This window comes from Archangium violaceum (genome assembly GCF_016859125.1).
GTDB lineage: Bacteria > Myxococcota > Myxococcia > Myxococcales > Myxococcaceae > Archangium > Archangium violaceum_A.
Genome location: NZ_CP069338.1, coordinates 6,293,097 through 6,316,413, shown reverse-complemented (window position 1 = coordinate 6,316,413; position 23,317 = coordinate 6,293,097). Strand labels below are relative to the sequence as shown.

Here is a 23,317-nt window from a genome sequence, read left to right as displayed (position 1 = left end):
GCGTGCTGCGCAGAGGACGCCACTGCCTCACGGGAACTCGATGTTTTCCAGGGCGATTTCGAGCCCCCCACCCCACAGCCTGAGTGTGTACCTTCCCGTCAACTCCTGCTGCGTGGGCCCCAGCACTACGTCGATCCGCCTTACGGCTCCGGCCGGAAGAGCTGCCTCCGGCAACACCCGCACTGCAGTGAGTGGCTGGCCGCCTCCTGCTGTGAGCGACGCGCCCTCGACTCGCCAGTCTTCCTGCCGGTTGTTGGCGAGCCGGACGCGCACTGCTGCTTCGCGCTCTCCATGTTCCAGTTCCACGGTGGTGGTTGAGATCTCGCTGACATCGATGTCTCCGCGCTGGCCTCCTTGCGGCTTCACATCCCGCCAGTGCAGAGAGATTCGGCTGCCCCTGCCCAGCCGCAACAATCGCTCCAGCAGCGTTGTGGGAGCTGCCTGCTTGCTGCACTGCGCGAGCTGCTGCTCACAAACTTCCGCACGCTGCCGCTGTTGCTGCGCCTCTTGGCGGAGCGAAGCGACCGTGCGGGTCTGACGGAAGACGTTCACCTGTCGTGGCTTCCCGGAGCCCTGGCCGACGAGAATGAAGGTGGCGCTCGATGGCTCCTTCTCATCCGCGAAGTAGACGGTGAGCTTGCGACGCTCTCCTTCCGCTAGGTCTCGAGTGGCCTCAAGGGACATGCCCATGGGAGTCGGTGAGAAGGACACCTCGCTTCCCTCCAACACCGTCCTCTCCAAGAGAAGCGGAGTGTCGAAGCGCAGCGTGGTGGCGACTTCCGGCGCGACGCACACCAGCATGGGCAGTGAGCCCACCTCCAACTCCACGTTTTGCAGCTCGGCGCCGCATTCGATGAGGGGGGCAGCGGGAACCTGGGCAGCCTTCCCGGGAAGGGCCACCAGCAGCAGGACAGGCAGGGGAAGCTTGAGCACGGCAACGACTCCGAGCCACACGAGCGGGAGGCAGGCAATTCTGCTGCAAGCTTACCCGCTCTGACTCTCGCCGGGCCTCCTAGAAACCCGGGGCGATGCCGCAGCGCTCGTAGTACCGCGTCACGGGCCGGACATTGAGGAGCGGATACACCTTCCCGCTGCTATCCAGGGGAGCGATGGCGCACATGCACACCGGGCTCTTCTTCTTCCCGTCCGTGCTGGTTGGGCTTGCCCCGGTTACGTGGACAGTAGGGTTAAGATGCCAACTTCTGCGGTAAGGGCGCAAGCTCAAAATCCACTGGACTGACGTAGCCCAGCGAGGAGTGCCGCCGCTGGCGGTTGTAGAAGACCTCGATGTATTCGAAGAGGGCCAGCCGGGCCTGCTCGTGCGTGGCGAAGGCGGTGGTGTAGACGAGCTCCTGCTTCAAGCTGCTGAAGAAGCTCTCCACCACGGCGTTGTCCCAGCAGTTGCCCTTGCGCGACATGCTGCATTGGATGCCCCGAGCAGCCAGTGCCTGCTGGTAGTCGGTGCTGGCGTACTGGCTGCCCCGGTCCGAGTGGTGCAACAACCCCTGCGGTGGCTGGCGTCCCTCGAGGGCCATGTCCAGGGCGTTGAGCACCAGGTGCCGGTCGATGTTCTCGCTCATGGACCAGCCCACCACCTTGCGAGAGAAGAGGTCCATGACGACGGCCAGGTAGAGCCAGCCCTGCCCCGTCCCCACGTAGGTAATGTCCGTGGCCCAGGTGCTATTGGGCTGGCCGGGGAGAAGTTGCGCTCGAGGATGTTGGGGGCAACGGGCTGGTTGTGGCGGGAGTCCGTCGTGCGCACGAAGCGCCGTCTCTTGCGAGCAGCGATGTCGTGCTCGTTCATGAGCCGGGCCACACGCTTTCGACTCACGCGCTGCCCCCGGGCACGCAGCTCCGCGTGGACGCGAGGACTGCCGTACGTGCCGCGGCTGTCGCGATGTATCCGCGTCACCTCCTCGGCCAGGGCCCGGTCCGCCTTGTCCCGCGCGGACTCCGGGCGCTCCTTCCAGGCGTAGTAGCCCGAGCGCGACACACCCAGCTGCTCGCACATGAAGTCCACAGGGAAGTGGGCCTTCTCCGCGTCGATGAGCTCGAACTTCACCTCGAGGTCTCCTTCGCGAAGAAGGCCGCCGCTTTTTTTAGGAAGTCGCGCTCCATCTCCAGATGACGCACCTCCTTGCTCAGCCGCACCAACTCCTCCCGCTCGGCCGTGGAGAGTGCACCTGCCGACTCCTTGCCATCGCCTCCGTCGGCCTCGCGCACCCAGTTGCGCAGGGCTGACTCGGTCAGGTCCAAGTCCTTGGCCACCTGGGGCAGGCTCTTGCTGCCCTCGCGCACCAGTCGGACCGCCTCGGCCCTGAACTCCGGGGTGAAACTCCGCCTCTTCCTTCGCTCCATGAACACTACCTCCTGTGTAGCCGACTTATGAGGTGTGTCCACAAAACCGGGGCAGGCTCAGTCTACGATTCTCCGGCCCATGGAGCCCATCTTCACGCCCGAGCAGCTGGCCGAGATCAAGGCCTACCACCTGCCGCTCTACATCCGCAGCGCGGTGAGCCCCTTCATCTACCTGGGCGTGCTGGCCCTCATCCTGGGCGTGCTCGTGCGGCCCTTCTACCGGTGGTCCGAGTCCTGTGCGGCCTGGCTGTCCCAGCGGCTCGCGTTCCTTCGCACGGCGCCCGTCAGCCGGGCCTTCGTCAAGGCCATGGACCGGCTCTGGGGTGAGCCGGGATGGGGCGCGGCGATCTTCTTCGCGCTGCTCGTGAACCTCTTCATCGAGCTCGTCCACGTCCCGGCGACCATCTACTTCGACTACGTGCTGGAGCACCGCTACGGCATGTCCGCCTATACGCCCCTGCGGTTCGCGTTGGACGAGCTCAAGGGTGTCACCCTGCAGGGGTTCGCCACCCTCGCGCTGGTCCTGGGGCTGTATGGGCTGGCCCGCCGGGTGAAGCGCTGGTGGCTGGTGCTGGGCATCCCCTCGGCGCTGCTGCTGCTGGTGTCCTCGGCCCTCGACCCGTACCGCAACCAGGTCTACTTCGAGCAGACCCCCCTCGAGCAGGGGCCCGTGCGCGAGCGCATCACCGCGTTGATGGCCCAGGCGAACATCCCCTTCCAGGACGTGCGGGTGGAGAAGACCTCCGTGGCCAGCAAGCGCCTCCAGGCCTACTTCGCGGGCCAGGGCCCCACGCGCACCATCGTGCTCAACGACGTCATCCTCCAGGAGCTCGCACCCGAGGAGATCCTCGCCGCGGTCGCGCACGAGGCGGGCCACGTCCACGAGTCGAAATGGCCGGGGCGCATCGCCTCCTCCGTGGCGATGCTCGCGCTCCTCTTCGTCATCGACCGGCTGCTGAGGCTGTCCGCCTCACGAGGGTGGTTCGGCACCACGCACTTCGCCGACATCCGCACCCTCCCCCTGCTGTGGTTGCTCTCCTTCTTCATCTTCTTCCTGAGCAACCCCCTCTCCGCCGCCTTCTCCCGTGAGCGCGAGCGCGAGGCCGACCGCTACGCCCTCCAACTCACCCAGGACTCCGACGCCTTCCGCCGCATGCTGGTGAAGGCCGCCCGGGTGAACAAGATGGACCCGGACCCGCCTCGCTGGGTCGTCCTCAAGGGCCACAGCCACCCGCCCATCTCCGAGCGTCTGGCCGCCGTTCCCCCCTCCCCACGAAAAAGAGCGCCAGCGGGCGGAACTCCGTTCGTCACGGAGCCCTCCCACTGACGCTCTCCCACCGGACCGCCGTCGTCCCCTCCTCCCCTCCGCGGCCCGGCGGCTCCCACTCGTGACAGCGGACTACGCCCGCGCCTGGGCCTGATCCGCCTTCATCTTCTCCGCGGCCGCCAGCGCGATCGCCTTCACCAGCGCCTTCGCCCTCCGGCCCGCCGACGTCTCCCCGTTCGGATCCGCCTCCGACGCGTTGGCGATGTCCGTGAAGCCCTGCCGGTTGCCCTGCCGCAGGTACAGCTCGCCGCGGTTCACCAGCGCCACCGGGTTGCTCGGGTCTCGCTCCAGCGCCGCGCTGTACTCGGAGATGGCCTCCTCCAGCCGCCCCAGCTTCTGGTACACCGTGCCCAGCGCCGCCCGGCTCGCCGAGTCCTTCGGGTTCCCCTCCACCAGCCCCTCGAAGAGGATGCGCGCCTCCTCGTAGCGCCCCGCCGCCGCCAGGTCACACCCCACCTGCGCGATCGCCTTCGCCTCCTCGAAGGTCATCCCCTCCACCTCCGACCACGTCATCTCCCCGCGCACGAACGCCTTCAGCTTCTCCGTCGTTGCCGTGTCCATGGCTCCTCCCTCGTACTTGATGACCCGTCCCATCTCCGCCTACGCGCTCCGCATGTTGGAGAGGGCCGTCTTCGCCATCTCGTTGAACTTCATGGACAGCGTGCTCATCATCTCGAACATGTTCTTGCGCTTCTCGATGAGCTTCTGAAGCCGCAGGTTGATCTTCTCGATGTTCCGATCCGCGTCCGCGGCCTTCTTCTCGTTGCCCTTCTCGTTCGAGATGCCGGCCCTGGAGTCCTGCGCCGCCGCCAGGTCATCCATCGTCTGGAGGATCTCGTCGTCCAGCTTCTCCGTGAGCGACATGAGGATGGCCTCGATCTTCTCCTCCAGGCTCATGCTCGGGTCGTTGATGACGCCCCGGACGCTCGAGCTGGCCTGACCGCCCGAGGACGACGACGTGCCACTGGAACCGCCGGGGCGGGAAGACCCCGACGACGACTCCACGCTCCCGGGCTGCCCGTACTGCGCGTAGTCCGCCTTCACCTTGTTGATCTCACCCCGCACGTTGCTCTGGGTGATGCGGTCGTCGTTCCGGATGTCCTGGAGAATCCCCGCGACACCGCCCTTGAAGCCGCCGAGCGAGGTGTCGAGCCGCTCGAAGTAGCCCGGGTTGTCCACCAGGAAGCGGGCCGCCTTGCGCAGCTCGGGCGACACGCGCGAGTCCTCGGAGATGCGCTTCAGGTCCGCCTTCGACAGCGACCCGTCCAGCTTCCCGTCCGTCGCGTCGAGGTAGCGGAAGTTCTGCTCGATCGTCCGCAGCGAATGGAGGTAGTCGTTCATCTTGGGGTCCAGGTGGCTGCCCCCGTCGACGCCACAGGGCTCGCGCGAGCCGCCCGTCTCCACCGGCGAGGAGCCGTGCCGCGGCTTCGCGTAGCCCTCGCAGGCCCGCTGCTCGTCCTTCGGCGCCCTGTACTCGGTGGTGGCCGGCGGATTCTGGGTCAGCTCCTGCGCGAGCCCCATCGCGCCATCGGCCGCCAGCATCACATTGCCCGTCATCGCCCCCACCGCCACCTTCGCGGCGTTGGTGATGGCCGGCGGGAGCCCCAGTGCACTGCCCGCCATGTCGATGAGCGCGCCACCCGACAGCAGGTTCGTCACCCCCCCCAGGGCACTGCCCAACCCCTTCAGAAAGTCACTCATGGTTTCTCCTTGGTCGTGTTCCGCGCCCGAGGGATTGCAGCGGCGGTGCCGACCCGGAGCCGGGCACGACGCCAACGAATTCAGCGAGTTAGCCCGAGCACCGAGCGGGCACGGTCCTGCCTCGCGGACGGAGCGGTCCACGGAGGAGGATTGCGGTTAGATTCCGCCGCGCATGCGCACCCTGGGCCTCGACGTGGGTACCAAGACAATCGGCGTCGCGGCCTCGGACGCCCTGGGCCTCACCGCCCAGACCGTGACGACCATCCGGCGGACCAGCCTCAAGGCGGACCTCGCCGCGCTCGTGAAGCTCGTGCGCGAGTACGAGGCCGAGCGCTTCGTCGTCGGGCTGCCGCTCAACATGGATGGCTCCGAGGGCCCTCGCGCCGAGGCCACCCGCAAGTTCGTGGACACGCTCACCCAGGCCACGGGCCTGCCCGTGGAGCTATGGGACGAGCGCCTGTCCACCGTGGCCGCCCAGCGCACCCTGCTCGAGGCGGACCTGTCGCGCGCCAAGCGCCGCGAGGTCATCGACCAGATGGCCGCCCAGTTCATCCTCCAGGGGTGGCTCGACGCCCGGCGCCCGCCCTCGGAGGCGTTCGATGACGACGATTACGACCCGGAGATGTAAGTGAAGAAAGTCCTCCTCGCCCTGCTCGTCCTCGGGGTGCTCGCGGCCGCCGCCGCGGGCGGCTGGTACCTGCGCCGCGAGCGGCGGATCACCGAGTTCGCCGCCACCCCCGTCACCCTGCCCCAGGAAGGCATCACCGTCAGCGTGCCCAATGGCACCGGCCCGAGGACGCTCGCCCTGATGCTGGCGGACGCGGGGGTCGTCACGGATCCGGAGCTCCTCTACCTCTTCATCCGCCGCGAGCAGGCGGGCCCCAGACTCAAGGCCGGTGAGTACCTCTTCGAGGGCACCCTCACCCCCGCCCAGGTGGTGGAGCTGCTCGCCTCGGGCAAGGTGAAGGTCTACCGCTTCACCGTCCCCGAGGGTCTGCGCGTGGAGGAGATCCTCCCCATCCTCGCCAACTCGGAGCTGAAGCTGGACCCGAGGAAGCTGGAGCGGCTCGTCGCGGATCCGCGCTTCCTGCGCGAGGCCGGCGTGCCCGCTTCCTCCATCGAGGGCTTCCTCTACCCGGACACGTACACCTTCACCCGCAACGCCACCGAGGAGCGGGTGCTCGCCCGCATGGTGGAACGCTCGCTCGAGGAGTACCGGAAGGCGGACGCGAAGAGGAAGGCCGGGGTGAAGCTCTCGCTGCTGGAGACGTTCACCCTGGCCTCCATCGTGGAGAAGGAGACGGGCCAGCCCCAGGAGCGGCCCCGCATCGCGTGTGTCTTCCACAACCGGCTGCGCCAGGGCATCAAGCTGCAGACGGACCCCACGGTCATCTACGCCATGAAGCTGCTGCGCGGGGTGTACTCGAAGAACATCACCAAGAGGGACCTGGAGACGCCGCACCCGTACAACACGTACACCACGGCCGGGTTGCCGCCGGGGCCCATCGCCAACCCGGGTGCAGCGGCCATCCAGGCGGCCCTTCATCCGCTCGACTGCGAGGATCTCTTCTTCGTGTCGCGCAACGACGGCACCCACATCTTCTGCCCCACCCTGGAGTGCCACAACGCGGCCGTGCAGAAGTGGCAGGTGGAGTTCTTCCGCGCCAAACGTCGGCAGCGGGCAGGCGGCGCGAACTAGCCATCCTCCGCACGCCTCGGCCACCAAGGCACCGAGGAGGCGCGGTGGCCGCCGTTCTCTCCGCGCTCAAGCGGGCGCGAGGTGGAGGCATGCTCCCTGTTCGAGCCGGGGTGTCCACTTTTGGAGGCAGGGGATTCAACCCCTTCTTCCACGAGGTGGACCATGGCAACGGCGACACAGCAGAAGGCAGGCGTGCAATTACTGGCGGGCCCTCCGGTGAAGGTGAGCTGGAGTGCCATCTTCGCCGGGACGGTGACGGCACTGGGCCTCTGGATATTGCTCTATGCGCTCGGACTGGCGCTGGGCCTGTCCTCCATCAATCCGCAGGACACCGGGAGCGCGAGGACCTCCGGCATCTTCACCGGCATCTGGAGCCTCATCTCTCCGCTCATCGCCCTCTTCGTGGGCGGCATCGTGGCCGGGCGAGGCTCAGGGGTCCAGACGAAGTCGAGTGGGGGCATCCATGGGCTCGTCATGTGGGGGCTCACCACGCTCGTAGGCTTCTGGTTGCTCAGCAACCTGGTCTCCGCGCTGGCGGGTGGACTGTTCTCCATGGGCAGGACGGCCGTCCAGGCCACCGGGTCGGCGATATCGGCGGGCGCCTCTCAGGGAGGAGGCCTGGGGCAGGTGGCGCAGAGCTTCGGAATCGATGCCAATGACGCCCTGCGCCCCGTCAACCAGCGCTTGCAAGCACAAGGCCTTCCTCCGGTGACGGCGAGCCAGCTGGAGGCCGCGACCCGGGACGTGGTGCAGACAGCGGTGCAGCAGGGCCGGCTCGACCGGCAGCTCCTGGTGAATTCCATCGCCGAGAACACGGCCCTCTCGCGCGCGGACGCCCAGGAGGTCGCCAGCCGCGTGGAGGCCCAGTTCAACAATGCCCAGGGCCAGGTGGGCCAGGCCGTCCAATCGGTGCAGACGGGCGCGCTCCAGGCGGCGGATGCCACCGGCAAGGCGTTCTGGGGTGTCTTCGGCGCCCTCTTCCTGGGACTCATCTCGGCGATCCTCGGCGGCACCGTGGGCGTGAGCAAACGCCAACGCGTCTACGCGGAGGGCGCGGTGGTGCCGACTCCGCCCGAAGGCGGGCTGCCCCCTCCTCGCCGCGAGGTGTACCCGTAGGCGCCCTGCCCTCTGGAGTGCGAACGGGCCCGAGCATCCAGCCGGGCCCGTTCGCACTCCGAACCGGGTGTTGCCCGGATTCTCACCGTTCCGGGCCGAGGCCCGGGTCGTCATACGGCCGGGCATGCGTCAACCGTCATCTGCCTGCGGGGACGACACGACCCATCGTGACGCATGGATGCCGCGCGGCGTCGTCAGGGTGGCGGCACGAACCGCGGTACCCCAATGCACATCACGAATCAGGAGGCAGCCATGATCCAGCGCAGTCAGTTGAAGGAAGGCATGACGGTCCGGAGCTCCGACGGCGAGAAGCTCGGCAAGGTGTTCGCCCTGGGGGATGAGGCGTTCCACATCGAGAAGGGCATCTTCTTCCCGAAGGACTACCTCGTCCGGTACGAGGAGATCTCCGACATCCGAGATGGAGAGATCATCCTCACGCACGGCCGTGAGGGACTCCTCCGTCTAACCGACCAGGACAGGTACGGGGCCGCCAGCATGGCCACCAGCTCTGGCCTGGGAACGAGCGCGGCGGGCATGGGCCTGGGAACGAGCGCGGCGACCATGGGCCTGGGCGCGGGCGCGGAGACCATCGGCGTGGGAACGGAGACGCGCCAGAGCGCCGCCAGCACGGAGCGCCGTTCGGACGAAGTGGCCGTCCCCGTCCACAAGGAGGAACTGGACGTCAGCAAGCGGGACGTTCAGTCCGGTGAGGTGCGCATCCACAAGGAGGTCGTCGAGGAGGTGAAGACGGTGAGCGTCCCGGTACGCCGCGAGCGCGTGAGCGTGGAACGCCGCGACGTCAACCCGGACCGGCCCGCCATGAACGCCTCCTTCCAGGACGAGACGGTGGTGGTGCCCCTGCATGCCGAGGAGGTGGAGCTCCACAAGCGTCCCGTGGTGTCGGAGGAGGTCGTCATCCGCAAGGACGAGATCGAGGAGGAGCGCCGGGTGGCGGAGCCGCTGCGCCACGAGGAGGTGGACGTCCGCACGTCCGGAGAAGAGGACACGCGCTCGCTCAACCTCAACCCCGATGATCCCACCTTGCGCCGCTCGTGACGGGAGCGGCCCCAGGCCACTTCCCGGAAACGGGAGGTGGCCTTTCCCTCCGGGACGTCAGCCGCGGTGGGCCTCGACACTCACGATGGGCGTGGAGAGCGTGGCCATGTGGAACCCGCCGAGTGCCGGGGCAACCTCACGGTGAAGGTGGTCCCATCTCCCTCGTGGGAGCGCACCTCGACGCTCCCGCCGTGGGCCTCGGCGATCTGCTGGACGATGAAGAGACCCAGCCCCAGGCCCGAGGTCGGGTGCGCATCGCCCTCCACCGCCCGCCGGAAGGGCTCGAAGATGCCCGTCAGCAGCTTCCGCGGGATGGGCCGCCCCTCGTTGTGCACCACCACGGTCACGGTGTCGCCCTCGTCCTGGAGCGTGAAGTCCACCGGTGTCTCCGCGGGGCTGTAGTCGAGCGCGTTCTTGCCCAGGTTGCCCAATAGCTGGGCGAGCCGGTCCGGGTCCCACTCGCCCAGGAACCGACCGTCCGCCACCAGCCGCAGATCCCTCCCGGGATGGCTGGTCTCCAGCTCCTCCAACACATGGCGGCAGAGGTGACGCAGGTTGGTGGGCCGGGGATGGCTGGGGATACCGCCGCCCAGCCGCCCGCGTGTGAAGTCGAGCAGCTCGCCAATCATCCGCGCCATGCGCTCCCCACTGGTGACGATGCGGCGCACCACCTTCGCATGCGTCGCGGGTATCCCCTCCAGCCGAAGCAGCGTGTTGGCCGAGAGCAGGATGGCGTTGAGCGGGTTGCGCAGATCATGGGAGACGACCCCCAGGAAGCGCTCGCGGAACTCGGCCGTCTGGCGCATGAGCTCCTCCTGCTGCTTGCGCTCGGTGATGTCCATGACGACGCTGCCCACCCCGAGCACCCGCCCGTCTCCCCCCCTCACCGGGAAATAGTCCCCCACCCAGTGGTGGATGACGCCCGGGTCATTGGCCGGCGCGGCGCTGAACTCCTGGCCCCTCGAGGCCTCTCCCGTCTCCAAGACCCGTCGCAGGACGGGCTCCAGCGCCGGCCCACTCCCCGGGACCACCTCGTTCACGTGCCTACAGGCGGTGCGGCTGCCCATGTGGGCCACGCCGATGACCTCCTCTCCGTACATCAACGGAACCCCGTAGAGCGCACGCGTCCCCCGAGACCGGATGAGCTCGCTCCTCACCAGAGGATCCGTCGCCGCCGAGCGCAGCTCCAATGGCCGCTGCTCAGCCGCGATGCGCCCGCTGAAACCCTCGCCCACCCGCAGGCGGAAACCGGAGGTCACCTCCTCCTCCAACCCCACCGAGGCGCGAACCCGCAGCACGTCGCCCTCGCGCATCAGCAGGGAGACGGAGTCCACCGCCTCCGTGCTCTCCAACATGACGCGCAGCAGCTTCGGCAGGAAGGAGTCCAGGTCCTCCGTCCCGAGCGCCGCCTCAGTGCCAACGCTCGCCACGCCGTGGATTCAGCGGCCCCCCGCCAATCTCCGGTCCTCCGCATGCCGGACGGCCAGGGGAGCGAGGGATGGGCATCAAGGACGGGTGCGGACGATCTCCCGCAGCGTGAGGCGCCGGCGCACCGTGTCCACCTCGTACAGCACGAGATGGCCCTCCAGGGAAAGGGAGCGGGAGACGAGAGGCTCGGCCTCCTTCTTCGGCAGGGGCACCGGTGTGGGCGACCTCAACTGGGCCGCGATGCCGTCCAACGCCTGGCGGATGCGTTGGTAGCTCTCCAACGGCAGGTGCGCCAACTGCTTCCAGGCAGAGGGACTGACTTCCACGCTGTAGGAGTTGAGACTCTCAGGGCGACGCATACCGGACCGCCCCACTGCACGTGCCAGGCCAGTCCGATCATCTGTCGGTTTCAACACTTACCCCGTGCACGTCCCCGGTTGACTGGCATTTCTACGGTCGGAAATCGGAAACATTTACGGAGTCAGGCTTCCCGGGTGGTCAATGACCACCTGTACGGGAGGGAGCCACCTGAGGATGTCTCATGACGGACGACCCCTCGAGACCCGGAGCTTGCCTGGCGACAGGGGCGGCTCCACGCATGCCCCGATGAGGGGAACTCCCCCGTGAGCCCGCCGCCCATGCACCCTGGCACCTTCGAGACTTCTTCCTGGGATGGGCAGGTGTTCTGGGACGCGCTGGTGGAGGAGAGCCCCTCCTGGGAGGCCTTCACCGGCCAGACGCACCGGCAGAGCCAGGGCTCGGGCTGGGTCGAGGCCATCCATCCCGAGGATCTGTCCAACGCGCTCAAGCACGGCGCCGGCAGACCCGTGCGCATCCACGTCACGAAGGAGGGGCAACGCGCGAGGGTGACGGTGCGGGACGAGGGCATCGGCATCGCGCCGGAGCACCTGCCGCGCGTCTTCGACCGCTTCGCGCGTGGCGTGTCGGAGCGGCACTACGGGGGCCTGGGGCTGGGCCTCTACATGACCCGGCGGAGCATCGAGGCGCTGGGCGGCACGGTGGGCGTCGAGAGCAGGCCTGGAGAGGGAGCCCTCTTCACCGTGGAGCTGCCGCTGCGGCCCCCCGGGGAGGACGAGCGGCCGTGAACCTCGAGACGCGATCGCCGGAACCCTCGTCCCCCTCCCTGGCGGAGCTGCTGGAGGAGCGGCACGAGGACATCATCCAGCGTTGGACCGGGCGGCTGCGCGGAGGGCTCGTGACCGGGCGACCCACCCGGTGCGAGCTGGAGAACCACATCGGCGACTACCTGTGGGAGATGGCCGCGGTGCTGCGCCAGCACGAGGCCACGGGGGACCTCCCGGTGCCGGAATGGAGCCCCAGGGCCCGGGCGCGCGGGGCCTGGCACCCGCGCGGGGGCTTCGACGTGCGGGAGCTGCTGCGCGAGTACCACGTGCTGCACGAGTGCATCCTCGACCTGGTGGAGGAGACGAACGTGCGCGTCACCCTCGGGGAGGTGCGCGCGATGTCGGCCTTCATCTCCCTCGGCATCGCCGAGGGCGTGGCCGAGTACACCCGTCAGTGCGACGAGCGGGCCCCTCTCGGAGACGAGGAGCGCTTCCGCCTGCTCGTGGAGGGCGTGGAGGACTACGCCATCTACATGCTCGACCCGGAGGGCCGGGTGATGAGCTGGAACGCGGGCGCCGAGCGCATCAAGGGCTACGCGGCACGGGAGGTGCTCGGCCAGTCCTTCACCCGCTTCTACACGCCCGAGGATGTCGCCGCCGGAGTGCCCGACAAGTGCCTCCAGACCGCGGCCATCCACGGCCACTGCCGGACCGAGGCGTTGCGCGTCCACAAGGACGGCCACCGCTTCTGGGCGGACGCCGTCATCACCGCCCTGCGCGACGAGCACGGCGTGCTGCGCGGCTTCTCCGACGTCACCCGCGACATCTCCAAACGCAAGCGCGCCGAGCAGGCCCTGCGCGAGACGACCCAGCGGCTGCGGGCCATCCTGGAAACGGCGGTGGACGGCATCATCACCATCGACGAACGGGGCCGCATCCAGGACGTCAACCCGGCCACGACGCGCATCTTCGGCTACGCGCCCGAGGAGCTCATCGGCCGCAACGTCGGAATCCTCATGCCCGAGCCCTACCGGTGCGCGCACGACGGCTACATGGACAACGGCCTGAGCACGGACGTGCGCAGGGTCATCGGCATCGGGCGGGAGGTGGAGGGCCTGCGCAAGGACGGGAGCGTCTTCCCGCTGGAGCTCTCCATCAGCGAGACGCTCCTGCCCCAGGGCCGCCTCTTCACGGGACTGGTGCGCGACATCACCGCGCGCAAGCGCGCCGAGCGCACCCAGGCCTTCTTCATCGAGGTGGGGACGGTGCTGTCCCAGTCGCTCGACGTGCCCACGACCCTGAAGCGGCTCGCCTCGCTGGCCGTGACGCACCTGTGCGACTACTGCATGGTGGATCTGCTGGGCGAGGACGGGCGGCTGCACCGCCTGGAGATGGCGGCCCGCGCGCCGGAGAAGCGGGCCCTCCTGGAAATCTCACGGCCCTACCCTCCCCTGCTGGGGAGCCACAGCCCCGTGGCCCGCGCCCTGGAGAGCGGCAACGCCGTGGCCGTACCGGAGATCACCCCCGGGTGGCTGGATGCCGCCGCTCGCAACGCGGAGCACCGGGCCAACCTGGAGGCGCTCGGCCCGAAGTCCGTGGCGCTCGTCCCCCTGGTGGCCCGGGGCCGCAAGCTCGGCATCATCAACCTCGCCTGGACGAGCCCCCATGCCGGAGACCTCACCGCGGACCTGGAGGTGGCCAAGGGGCTGGCGGATCGCGCGGCCGTGGCCATCGACAACGCGCGCCTGTACCAGGAGGCCCAGGAGGCCATCAGGGTCCGCGAGGACGTGGTGGCCATCGTCAGCCATGATCTGCGCAACCCCCTCAACGCCATCACCCTGTCGGCCACCGCCCTGCTCAAGCGCGAGGACGTGGACGAGCGCTCCACGAAGGCGGTGAGCCGCATCTACGCCGCGGCGGAGCGGGCCAGCGGGATGATTCGCGATCTGCTCGACTTCACCCAGGCGCGCGTGAGCGGCATCCCCGTCCAGCCCGCGCCGCTGGACTTCCATGAGCACGTCCATCGGGTGGTGGAGGAGGTCCAGCTCGCCTGGCCCGAGCGGCACATCCTCTTCCACGCCCACGGCGATGGCCGGGGCGAATGGGACGAGGGGCGCCTGGCCCAGGTCGTCACCAACCTGGTGGGCAATGCCCTGCAGCACAGCCCCGCGGGCACGCCCGTGCGGGTGACCACCTGGAGCGAGGGCCCGGACGTCCGCCTCGAGGTGTACAACGAGGGTGACCCCATCCCCGCCGAGCTGCGGACGACGCTCTTCGAGCCCTACCAGCGGGGACAGGAGGCCGGGGAGGGCCGGGGCAGCCTGGGCCTGGGCCTCTACATCACCCGGCAGATCGTCCTCGGCCATGGGGGCACCCTCGACGTGCGCTCCACCGGGGACGAGGGCACCACCTTCACGGTGCGGCTGCCCCGCCACCAGGCCTGAGCGACTACCAGGTGGCGTTCGCCCGCGCGCGCAGCCGCGCGTTGGACACCACCAGGCCGGCGCGGTCGGCCAGCTCCTGCAGCAACGCCTGCTCCTCCGGGGTGTAGGGCAGATCCGGCCGCGAGCGGAACACGCCCAGGGTACCGAGGATCTGCCCCTGCGCGCGCAAGGGGACGATCAGGATGCCGTGCAGGCCGAAGCACTCGACGAAGGGACGCACCTGGGGCGCCAGCGACTCGAGCAGCCCTTCCTGGGGAACGCGCGACACCCGCAGCGGCTGGCCGGTGTGCAGCACGCGCACGGCCGGCCCCTCCTCCCGCTCGTAGGTGCCGCGGATCGTCTCCTGGAGGAGCGCGCGGGCCCAGGGATCCGGGTGGTACATGGCGGAGAACGTCACGCTCCCCGAGACCTCGTCGCGCAGCAGCAGGGCACAGGCGTCCCCGAACGACTCCGACACGCGCCGCACCAGGGCCCGCGCGGACGCCTCCACGTCTCCTCCAGCCTCCGCGAAGGCCTTGACGGCGTCGGCCAGCAGCCGCATGTGCTCCGTCTGCTCGCGCGCCACCGCGAGCAACCGCGCGCGCTCGAGTGCCTGGGAGCACAGCTGCGCCAGGGCGGTGAGGAAGTCCCGCTCCTCGGGCGAGAAGGGCCGCCTGTCCTGGAAGGACAACCACAAGCAGCCCAGGCTGTTCCCCTCGACCCGCAGGGGCAGCGCGACACGGGCCTCGAAGGTGGACAGCAGGGTGGACATCTGCGGGTAGTCCGCCAGGAGCTCCTCGGTGGAGGAGAACCAACGGGCCTCCCCGGTGCGCACCGCGTCGAGCTGGGGCATCCGGTCCCCGGCGGAGAGGTGGCGCACGCGGCGGACGAGCTCCCTGGAGTAGCCCACGTCGTGGAGCACGCGGAGGGAGCCCTCGGGCTCACGCAGATAGACGATACCCGCGTGGGTGCCCACCTGCCGGAGCCCCTCGGTGAGGATGACGCGAGCGACCTCCGCGGGAGTCGCGGCCCGGGACAGCGCCGCCGCCACCGCCTGGAGCCGGGAAGCACGCCCCTGGGCCTCGCGCGCCTCGCGGTACAGCAGCGCGTTGTCCACCGCGAGCCCCGCGCGCCGGGCCAGCTCCTGGGCCAGGAGCAGATCCCTCTCACTGAAGCGCCGGCCGCTCTCGGCGTGGACCAGGGTGAGGGCCCCCAACACCCGTCCGCGCGCCACGAGGGGCAGACACACCGACGACTTGAACCCCAGCGTCCGGGCCAGGCGGAGGTGCTCCTCGCCGCGCGCCAGACGGCGCAACAGCTCGTCCGGCATGTGCTCGAGCAGGAGGGGCTCGCCCGTGCGCAGCACCCGGCCGATTCCCTCGTGGGAGGTCCGGTCGATGGGCCAGCGGCGGGCGATCTCGAAGGCGAGAGCCGCCTTCTCCGGCTCGCTGTGCACCGCGGCCACCCGCTCCACCGCGCCCGTCTCGGAGAGCAGATCCACCGCCGCCCAGTCCGCCAGGCGCGGCACGACCAGCTCGGCCAGCCGCTGCAGGACGGTGCGATCCTCCAGGGTGGAGAGCAGCTCGCCGGCCTCCGCCATCAACCGGAAGCGGCCCTCGCTCTCGCGCAGCGCCTGCTCACGCTCCTCGAGCTTGCGGCGCGCGCGGACCTGCGCCGTCACCTCCACCGCGTGGGTGAGCAGCCACTCCACCTGGCCCTGCTCGTCCCGGAGCGGCTGGTAGACGAGGTCGAAGAAGGCCTCCTCCAGGACGCCGTTGCCGTGCCGGCCGAGCGACACCGGGAACTCGCGACCGCTGAAGGGCTCGCCGGTGCGCATCGCCTGCCGGAGCGCCTCCATCACCCCCGGCTGCGAGACGACCTCCGGCAACACCTCGCGCAGGGGCCTGCCCAGGGGCACGGGACGGCCGACCACCCGCTGGTAGAGCGGGTTGGCGAACTCGAAGACGAAGTCCATCCCCCGGGTGATGGCGATGGCCGCCGGCGTCTGCGTCAGCAGGTTCAACAACCGCAGGCGCTCGGACTCGGCCTTCTCGCGCTCCGCCTGGAGCTTGAGCCGCTCGCGGTGCAGGTACAGCTCGACGAACACCTCCACCTTGGCGCGCAGCACCCGCGGGTCGAACGGCTTGAAGAGGAAGTCCACCGCGCCCATGGAGTATCCACGGGTGGTGAAGTGCGCGTCGGCCGTCAGCCCGGAGATGAAGATGATGGGCGTGCGGCACGTCCGCTCCCGCTCGCGCATGAAGCGCGCCACCTCGAAGCCGTCGATGTCCGTCAGGTGCACGTCCAGCAGGACGACGGCACAGTCCATCTCGAGCAACAGCCGCAGGGCATCCCCACCCGACGACGCCGTCACCACCCGCTGGCCCAGGGGCGCGAGGAGGGCCTGGATGGCGACGAGCTGGTTGGGGCTGTCATCCACGACCAGGATGATCGCCTGAGCAGAGGGGGATGCCGGCTCGGGAAGCAGTGCGGCGGACGTCATGGCCTGGGTGTTCGTGAAGGGTGCTCGTGCTGGAGGATTCCAGAACCCGGCGTCTCGCGTTGTCGCACGAACACACGGGCTCCGGCCATGCCTTCCTCACGGCAGCCCCACCAGGAGGCAGCCAGGCGCCAGGTGTCTGTCACCTGGCCAACCGTGGTGGAGGACGGGTGGCCCCCCCGCGGCCCCGCCCGCCTCAGCGGCGCTGATAGACGTGCAGCGGCGCGGAGAAGCCGTCGAGCTCCTGGTACGCCACGCCGTCGAGCGTCAGCGTGCGGCCCTCCAGCGTCACCCCCGGGTCCTTCACCAGCGAGCCGCCGTCGAAGCGCACGAGGTACTCCGGCCGGGCCTCGCGCAGGTGCTTGCGGAAGGTCTCCCAGCGCACGCGGGCGAGCCGCTCGTCCGGCAGCCCGGAGAAGAAGGCGAGCTGGAGATCCAGGTAGCCCGGATCCATGTCGAGCACGGCGGCGCCGCCCCTGGGAGCGACCTCGTCCCTGAGGAAGCGGGCCACCTGCATCAGCGGCACCGGGTTGGTGGAGGTGGGGCTCACCGGACGGAGGCTGTCGCGCATGCCGCCATCGGCGCGGAAGGTGTAGAGGCCCATGGCCACCGGCACGGCCACCGCCAGCACCGAGCACAGCCCGGCCACGGCCTTGCGCGCCCCGGCCCCGCGAATCGCCTCGAGGCCCGGCACCACGAAGGGCAGCAGCAGCACCAGCTGCGTCACCGTGAAGCGACCCAGGGGCTGGAAGTTCAACAGCACCGAGGCCCGGAAGGTGAAGTACGCGGTGGGCACCGCCGCGGCGAGCACCAGCCAGCGCACGTCCGGCCGCTGCCGCCACGAGCGCCACATGCCCACCATGCCCAGCAGCGCCACGCCCGGCGACAGCGTGAGCAGCGCCACCCCGGGCCAGAAGCCCAGGCTCTCCAGCCGGTAGCGCCACGCGCCCACCCGGGCGATGCCCTCGCGCGTCCAGTCCGCGTGGAATTGCTCCACCGCGGTGACGGGGAAGAACGGATCCCCGTGCGCCATCTCGTTGCCCTGCATCCACAACAGCGGGAAGGGCAGGCACAAGAGGCCGAAGCTCACGGCGCGGGTGAAGCCGGCCACCCGGTCCTCGCCCCAGAACAACAGCGCCACGCACAGCAGCGGCATGTACATCCACGCGTCGTAGCGCGTGGCGCACGCCAGGTTGAGCACCAGCCCCGCCCCGAAGAGGGGCCCCAGGCGGTTCTCGTCCAACCCCTCCGCCACGAGCGCGAACACCCACAGCATGAGGAAGAGCGAGAGCGCCTCGCTGGCCGCCGTCGTGGACATCTGCAGGTGCATGCCCCAGACGGAGAAACCCAGGCAGGCCCATACTCCGGCGCGCCAGCCGAAGAGGCGCCGGGTGAGCGAGTAGAGCGGCAACACCGCCAACACACCGAACAACAGGCTCACCAGCCGGCCCGCGAGCGCCTTGTCCGGCACCACCTTCAACGCCAGGCCCACCAGATAGAGGTGCAGCGGCCCGAACTGGAAGGCCCCATCCCCATACGAGGTGATGAGGTGCGGCGCGCGTGCCCAGCGCTCGGCCAGCTCCGTGCGCGCCACCGCGTCCCCGTAGAAGTTCTCGTTGAAGGGCATCAGCAGCAGGCGCGGCAGCAGCGCCGCCGCGAGCAGCAGGATCCACAACAACCGGGGGTTGGGCTCCAAGGCCACTTCTGGCACGGCGGAGAGGGCGGGGATCGCACCGGACGGGCGCGGAGGAGAGGCGGGAGCGGTCGAAGCGGACGACATGGGGGCGCGGAGAATACGCAGGCGCGGCCCAAAGCCAAGCAAGCATCCCTCATGGGAGGGTCTTTCCCTACCCTCCCCCGTTGCCTGGGTGACAGGCAGGCATGTTAGCCTTCGTGTAGCCCATTTTCCGGGCCGTCCCAAAAAGGGGGAAATTCCAAACATGCTGGCTTCCCGTTCCTTGCGTCACGTCGTGCTCGCGCTCGCCGCCACCCTGGCGGTGGGCTGTGCCCCGAGCCTGAAGGTCAACGTCCTGCAGCCGGCCCGGGTGAACCTGGGCGCCGCCAAGAGTCTGACGGTGGTCCAGACGGAGGGCCGCAAGGGAGCCCGCGACTTCCTCGTCGACGAGCTGACGCGCCAGGCCCGTACCGGGGGCTACTTCCAGGTGGCGGACCGCACCGACGAGGGCATCGTCGTGAAGGTGGCCGGCCGCTCCGTGCAGATCATCAACGCGGGCACCGGCCCCGCCCAGACGCAGGACGAGATCGGCATCCGCATCGACGTCAATGACTGGGACGCCGAGAAGAAGACGGAGATCATCAAGGACAAGGACAGCAAGGGCAGGGTCACCGAGCGCGAGGTGAAGTTCTACGAGGCCAAGACGGTGGCGAGCGTCACGGCCTTCAACACCGCGGGCAAGGCGCTGCTGGCCGAGCAGGAGTACGAGACGGTCGGCCGGGGCGAGGACAAGGACGAGGCCATCACCCACGCGGCCCGCGCGCTCGTGAGCCAGCTCCTGCGCGACATCACGCCCACGTACGTGACGAAGAGCATCCGCCTGGACGGGGACGACAAGGCGCAGGAGCCCATCATCGACATGGCGCGTGAGGGCAACGTGCCGCGCGCCATCACGGAGATGGAGTCCTACGTGCAGAGCAACCCGCAGAACGCCTCGGCCCTCTACAACCTGGCCGTGCTGCTGGACGCCACGGGCAAGTACCCCGAGGCGCTGGAGCTGTACACCAAGGCCATCTCCCTGTCCGCCAAGGACTACTACGTGGACATGAAGTCCGAGTGCGCCAGGCGCCTGGCGGACCAGCAGGCGCTCTCGCGGTAATCGGCCGCCGCGCCGGAGTCTCCGACCGGGCCGTCACCAGGGCACAGTGGCCCGCCGGGCGGCGATGGCCATCGACAACGCGCGGCTCTTCTCCCTGGCCCAGACGGAGCGCCAGCGCGCCGAGGAGGCCAACCGGCTCAAGGACGGCTTCCTGGCCACCGTCAGCCACGAGCTGCGCACGCCCCTCACCGCGATGATCGGCTGGGTGAAGATGCTGCGCAGCGGGCGGCTCGCCCCCGACAAGCACGCCCGGGCGCTCGAGACGGTGGACCGCAATGCCCAGGTGCAGGCCCAGCTCATCGAGGATCTGCTGGACGTGAGCCGCATCATCTCCGGCAAGCTGCGGTTGGAGACGCGGCCGGTACACCTGACGGAGGTCATCCGGGAGGCGATGGAGTCGGTGCGCCCCGCGGCGGACGCGAAGGGCATCCACCTGCTGGCGGAGCTGGACGCCGAGGGGGACCTGGTCCTGGGGGACCCGGGCCGGCTGCAGCAGGTGGTGTGGAACCTGCTCTCCAACGCGGTGAAGTTCTCGCCCGGGGGCAGCCGCGTCTGGGTACGGCTGCGGCGCGTGGAGGCCTCGGTGGAGGTGATGGTGGAGGTGATGGTGGAGGACGAGGGACCGGGGATTCCCGCGGACTTCCTGCCACACATCTTCGAGCGCTTCCGTCAACTGGAGGGAGGCACCACCCGGCGGCACGGAGGACTGGGCCTGGGACTGGCCATCGTCCGTCACCTGGTGGAGCAGCACGGCGGCACGGTGCGGGCCACTAGCGAGGGACCCGGCCGGGGCGCCACCTTCAGCGTCCTCCTGCCGCCCGCCCAGCCCCGCCCGGCCGCGCCGGAGGCCTCCCCTGCCCGGAAGCTCCCGGCCCTCCCCGCCCTCTCGGCCCCCAAGCCCCCCGCGCTCGTCGAGCGGCGCATCCTCGTGGTGGATGACGAGGACGACAACCGCGAGGTGCTCAAGGTGATGCTGGAGGAGTACGGGGCGCACGTCGTCACCGCCGCCTCCGCCGCCGAGGCCCTGCGTGCCGTGCGCGAGGTCCGGCCCGAGTTGCTCATCTCGGACATCGGCATGCCCGGCGAGGACGGGTACCGGCTCATCTCCCAGGTGCGCGCGCTCTCGGCCGAGGAGGGAGGTGGGGTGCCAGCGGTGGCGCTCACGGCCTATGCCCGGGTGGAGGACCGGGCGCGCGCCCTGACGGCCGGCTTCAACATGCACGTGGCCAAGCCCGTGGAGCCCTCCGAGCTCCTGACCGTCCTCTCCAACCTGGTGACGCTCGCGCCGGGGAGCTAGCAGCACACTTCGGACCTCGAGGGAAGTGCCCAAAGCGCGCCGACATGTAGAGCAAGCGGGTACGCTACCCCACAGTTGATCGTCCAATTTCCGCTCATCCCCTCGTACTGTCGTTCACTGATAACCGAGCGGTAGGAACACCCCTGCTCGAAAACAAAGGCACCCTTATAATGGAGTGTGCCTTTTCACCCCGTGGAGGCGGGGCCCATCGCACCGGCGACGAGCCCTTCCGACACGAGCTGGCCACGCGGTCCCACCCCGCGGCGGGGTCCCGAAAAGGGCAGGTCGATCGGTCGTGTCGTTCAGGGACCCGTCGTGGGTGGGCTTTGGAATGGCCCCTTACCCCCCCAGGTTCACTTTTTGGCCCTTCAAGGGCGCGAATTCCGCGTTCTCGAAAAGCCCGAGGGAGAAACATGAAGGACGTTGAGATGAAGGGTTCGTGGGTCGCGAAGATCGCCGCGTTGCAGGACGCGAAGACCTACGCGGAGCTCAACTGGGAGGGCTCCTTCGAGGACTACCTCGAGATCGTCCGCAAGAACCCGAAAGTGACCCGCACCGCATTCCAGAGGATCTACGACATGATCCTCTCCCACGGGAAGACGGAGTACATCGACAACAAGAAGAAGCTCATCCGCTACCACTTCTTCAGCGACGAGAAGTTCGGCGGACGCGACGCCATCTTCGGCCTCGACGTCCCCCTCATGAAGCTGGTGAACGTCTTCAAGTCCGCGGCCCAGGGCTACGGCACCGAGAAGCGCGTCATCCTCCTTCACGGACCGGTGGGCTCCTCCAAGTCCACCATCGCGCGCCTGCTCAAGAAGGGTCTGGAGGACTACTCCAAGTCGCCCGAGGGGGCCGCCTACACCTTCTCCTGGCTCACCGACAAGAAGGGCCCGGATGGCTCCACCGTCCGCGAGAAGATGAAGTGCCCGATGAACGAGGAGCCCCTCAACCTCATCCCCAAGGAGTGGCGCTCCAAGGTCTTCACCGAGCTCTGCCCTCCCGACAGCGGCTACACCATCCCGGATGGCAGCGAGCTGTGCCCCGCCTGCCGCTTCGTCTTCAAGGACCTGATGACGCAGTACAAGGGCGACTTCGGCAAGGTGATGGAGCACGTCCGCGTCAACCGCCTCATCTTCAGCGAGAAGGACCGCGTCGGCATCGGCACCTTCCAGCCCAAGGACGAGAAGAACCAGGACTCCACCGAGCTCACCGGTGACATCAACTACCGGAAGATCGCCGAGTACGGCTCGGACTCCGACCCGCGCGCCTTCAACTTCGACGGCGAGTTCAACATCGCCAACCGCGGCCTCATCGAGTTCGTCGAGGTGCTCAAGCTCGACGTGGCCTTCCTCTACGATCTCCTCGGGGCTTCGCAGGAGCACAAGATCAAGCCCAAGAAGTTCCCCCAGACGGACATCGACGAGGTCATCATCGGGCACACCAACGAGCCCGAGTACAAGAAGCTCGAGAACAACGAGTTCATGGAGGCCTTGCGCGACCGTACGGTGAAGATCGACATCCCGTACATCACCAAGCTCAGCGAGGAAGTGAAGATCTACGAGAAGGACTTCAACTCCCGCGCCATCAAGGGCAAGCACATCGCCCCGCACACGCTGGAGATGGCCGCCATGTGGGCCGTCCTCACGCGCCTGGAGGAGCCCAAGAAGCACAACCTCTCGCTGTTGCAGAAGCTCAAGCTCTACAACGGCAAGACGCTCCCCAACTTCACCGAGGACAACATCAAGGAGCTGCGCAAGGAGGCCAGCCGCGAGGGCCTCGAGGGCATCAGCGCCCGCTACATCCAGGACAAGATCTCCAACGCCCTGGTGAGCGACAAGGGAGAGGGCTGCATCAACCCCTTCATGGTGCTCAACGAGCTGGAGGCCGGCCTCAAGGGCCACTCGCTCATCAACAGCGAGGACGCCCGCAAGCGCTTCCGCGAGATGCTCACCTCCGTGAAGCAGGAGTACGAGGACATCGTCAAGAACGAGGTCCAGCGCGCCATCAGCGCTGACGAGGACGCCATCGGCAAGCTGTGCGGCAACTACATCGACAACATCAAGGCCTACACCCAGAAGGAGAAGGTCCGCAACAAGTACACCGGCCTCTACGAGGAGCCGGATGAGCGCCTGATGCGCAGCATCGAGGAGAAGATCGACATCCCGGACAGCCGCAAGGACGACTTCCGCCGGGAGATCATGAACTACATCGGCGCGCTGGCCGTGGACGGCAAGAGCTTCAACTACCGGACCAACGAGCGGCTCCACAAGGCGCTCGAGCTCAAGCTGTTCGAGGACCAGAAGGACAGCATCAAGCTCAAGAACCTCGTGTCCACCGTGGTGGACAAGGAGACCCAGGAGAAGATCGACCTGGTCAAGGACCGGCTGATGAAGAACTACGGGTACTGCGAGATCTGCTCCACGGACGTGCTGAACTTCGTGGCCAGCATCTTCGCCCGTGGTGACGCCAAGGAATAGGCCCGAGAGGGGG

The 23,317-nt window shown here is 68.6% G+C and carries 17 protein-coding genes and 2 pseudogenes; 10 read left to right on the top strand and 9 right to left on the bottom strand.

From position 1 onward, the window contains the following. Positions 1 to 27 precede the first annotated feature (27 nt). Complete coding sequence (locus JQX13_RS27020) at positions 28 to 933, bottom strand: DUF2381 family protein (protein WP_203411783.1); 906 nt, start codon at positions 931 to 933, stop codon at positions 28 to 30. Between the two features lie 254 nt (positions 934 to 1,187). Next, positions 1,188 to 2,358 (bottom strand): annotated as a pseudogene (locus tag JQX13_RS27015) (IS3 family transposase). 79 nt (positions 2,359 to 2,437) lie between these two features. Between JQX13_RS27015 and JQX13_RS27010 the strand changes: the two are divergent. Then, positions 2,438 to 3,685, top strand: coding sequence for a M48 family metalloprotease (locus JQX13_RS27010; RefSeq protein WP_203411782.1), 1,248 nt, complete (start codon positions 2,438 to 2,440; stop codon positions 3,683 to 3,685). Positions 3,686 to 3,757: 72 nt separating this feature from the next. Here the strand turns inward: JQX13_RS27010 and JQX13_RS27005 are convergent, their stop codons facing one another. Both JQX13_RS27005 and JQX13_RS27000 read right to left on the bottom strand, forming a co-directional pair. Next, positions 3,758 to 4,279 carry a tetratricopeptide repeat protein gene (locus tag JQX13_RS27005; RefSeq protein WP_203411781.1) on the bottom strand — a complete coding sequence of 174 codons (522 nt, stop codon included), beginning with the start codon at positions 4,277 to 4,279 and terminating at the stop codon, positions 3,758 to 3,760. Between the two features lie 6 nt (positions 4,280 to 4,285). Then, complete coding sequence (locus JQX13_RS27000; RefSeq protein WP_203411780.1) at positions 4,286 to 5,386, bottom strand: hypothetical protein; 1,101 nt, start codon at positions 5,384 to 5,386, stop codon at positions 4,286 to 4,288. Positions 5,387 to 5,558: 172 nt separating this feature from the next. Here JQX13_RS27000 and ruvX point away from each other — a divergent pair, with 172 nt between their 5' ends. The 3 genes from ruvX (at position 5,559) to JQX13_RS26985 (ending at position 8,201) form a co-directional block, all read left to right on the top strand. After that, the gene (ruvX, locus tag JQX13_RS26995) at positions 5,559 to 6,014 is read left to right on the top strand and encodes a Holliday junction resolvase RuvX (protein ID WP_203411779.1); all 456 of its coding nucleotides are present in this window, start codon (positions 5,559 to 5,561) and stop codon (positions 6,012 to 6,014) included. Further along, on the top strand, positions 6,015 to 7,085 hold the full coding sequence (gene mltG / locus JQX13_RS26990) for an endolytic transglycosylase MltG (protein WP_203411778.1): 1,071 nt from the start codon (positions 6,015 to 6,017) through the stop codon (positions 7,083 to 7,085). 162 nt (positions 7,086 to 7,247) lie between these two features. Continuing rightward, on the top strand, positions 7,248 to 8,201 hold the full coding sequence (locus tag JQX13_RS26985) for a hypothetical protein (protein ID WP_203411777.1): 954 nt from the start codon (positions 7,248 to 7,250) through the stop codon (positions 8,199 to 8,201). 129 nt (positions 8,202 to 8,330) lie between these two features. Here the strand turns inward: JQX13_RS26985 and JQX13_RS54465 are convergent, their stop codons facing one another. Then, positions 8,331 to 8,642 (bottom strand): hypothetical protein, encoded by a 312-nt coding sequence (locus JQX13_RS54465; RefSeq protein ID WP_239015211.1) that lies wholly within the window; start codon positions 8,640 to 8,642, stop codon positions 8,331 to 8,333. A gap of 54 nt (positions 8,643 to 8,696) precedes the next feature. Between JQX13_RS54465 and JQX13_RS26980 the strand changes: the two genes are divergently transcribed. Continuing rightward, positions 8,697 to 9,257 (top strand): YsnF/AvaK domain-containing protein, encoded by a 561-nt coding sequence (locus JQX13_RS26980; protein WP_239015209.1) that lies wholly within the window; start codon positions 8,697 to 8,699, stop codon positions 9,255 to 9,257. Between the two features lie 80 nt (positions 9,258 to 9,337). On the opposite strand, the gene JQX13_RS26975 is transcribed toward JQX13_RS26980, so the two are convergent. After that, entirely contained in the window at positions 9,338 to 10,687 is a 1,350-nt protein-coding gene (locus tag JQX13_RS26975; RefSeq protein ID WP_239015208.1) for an ATP-binding protein, read from the bottom strand. A gap of 75 nt (positions 10,688 to 10,762) precedes the next feature. Continuing rightward, positions 10,763 to 11,044 (bottom strand): type II toxin-antitoxin system RelE family toxin, encoded by a 282-nt coding sequence (locus tag JQX13_RS26970; protein WP_203411775.1) that lies wholly within the window; start codon positions 11,042 to 11,044, stop codon positions 10,763 to 10,765. Between the two features lie 432 nt (positions 11,045 to 11,476). Here JQX13_RS26970 and JQX13_RS26965 point away from each other — a divergent pair. Further along, positions 11,477 to 11,791: pseudogene (locus JQX13_RS26965) on the top strand (sensor histidine kinase); the annotation flags it as partial. Continuing rightward, complete coding sequence (locus JQX13_RS26960) at positions 11,788 to 14,214, top strand: PAS domain S-box protein (RefSeq protein WP_203411774.1); 2,427 nt, start codon at positions 11,788 to 11,790, stop codon at positions 14,212 to 14,214. The pseudogene JQX13_RS26965 and the gene JQX13_RS26960, both read left to right, overlap by 4 nt. A 4-nt stretch (positions 14,215 to 14,218) precedes the next feature. Here JQX13_RS26960 and JQX13_RS26955 read toward each other — a convergent pair whose 3' ends face one another. Together JQX13_RS26955 and JQX13_RS26950 are read right to left on the bottom strand one after the other, a co-directional pair. Next, positions 14,219 to 16,696 carry a GAF domain-containing protein gene (locus tag JQX13_RS26955; RefSeq protein ID WP_203411773.1) on the bottom strand — a complete coding sequence of 826 codons (2,478 nt, stop codon included), beginning with the start codon at positions 16,694 to 16,696 and terminating at the stop codon, positions 14,219 to 14,221. A gap of 193 nt (positions 16,697 to 16,889) precedes the next feature. Then, entirely contained in the window at positions 16,890 to 18,473 is a 1,584-nt protein-coding gene (locus tag JQX13_RS26950) for an ArnT family glycosyltransferase (RefSeq protein WP_203411772.1), read from the bottom strand. A 160-nt stretch (positions 18,474 to 18,633) separates the two neighbouring features. On the opposite strand from JQX13_RS26950, the gene JQX13_RS26945 reads away from it, so the two are divergent. The 3 genes from JQX13_RS26945 to JQX13_RS26935 all read left to right on the top strand — a co-directional run bounded on the left by JQX13_RS26945 (position 18,634) and on the right by JQX13_RS26935 (position 23,304). Next, the gene (locus JQX13_RS26945; protein ID WP_203411771.1) at positions 18,634 to 19,527 is read left to right on the top strand and encodes a tetratricopeptide repeat protein; all 894 of its coding nucleotides are present in this window, start codon (positions 18,634 to 18,636) and stop codon (positions 19,525 to 19,527) included. 46 nt (positions 19,528 to 19,573) lie between these two features. Further along, positions 19,574 to 20,824 (top strand): hybrid sensor histidine kinase/response regulator, encoded by a 1,251-nt coding sequence (locus tag JQX13_RS26940; protein ID WP_343211144.1) that lies wholly within the window; start codon positions 19,574 to 19,576, stop codon positions 20,822 to 20,824. Positions 20,825 to 21,237: 413 nt separating this feature from the next. Continuing rightward, a complete protein-coding gene (locus tag JQX13_RS26935; RefSeq protein ID WP_203411770.1) occupies positions 21,238 to 23,304 on the top strand; it encodes a PrkA family serine protein kinase in 2,067 nt (688 codons plus the stop codon). Positions 23,305 to 23,317: the final 13 nt, after the last annotated feature.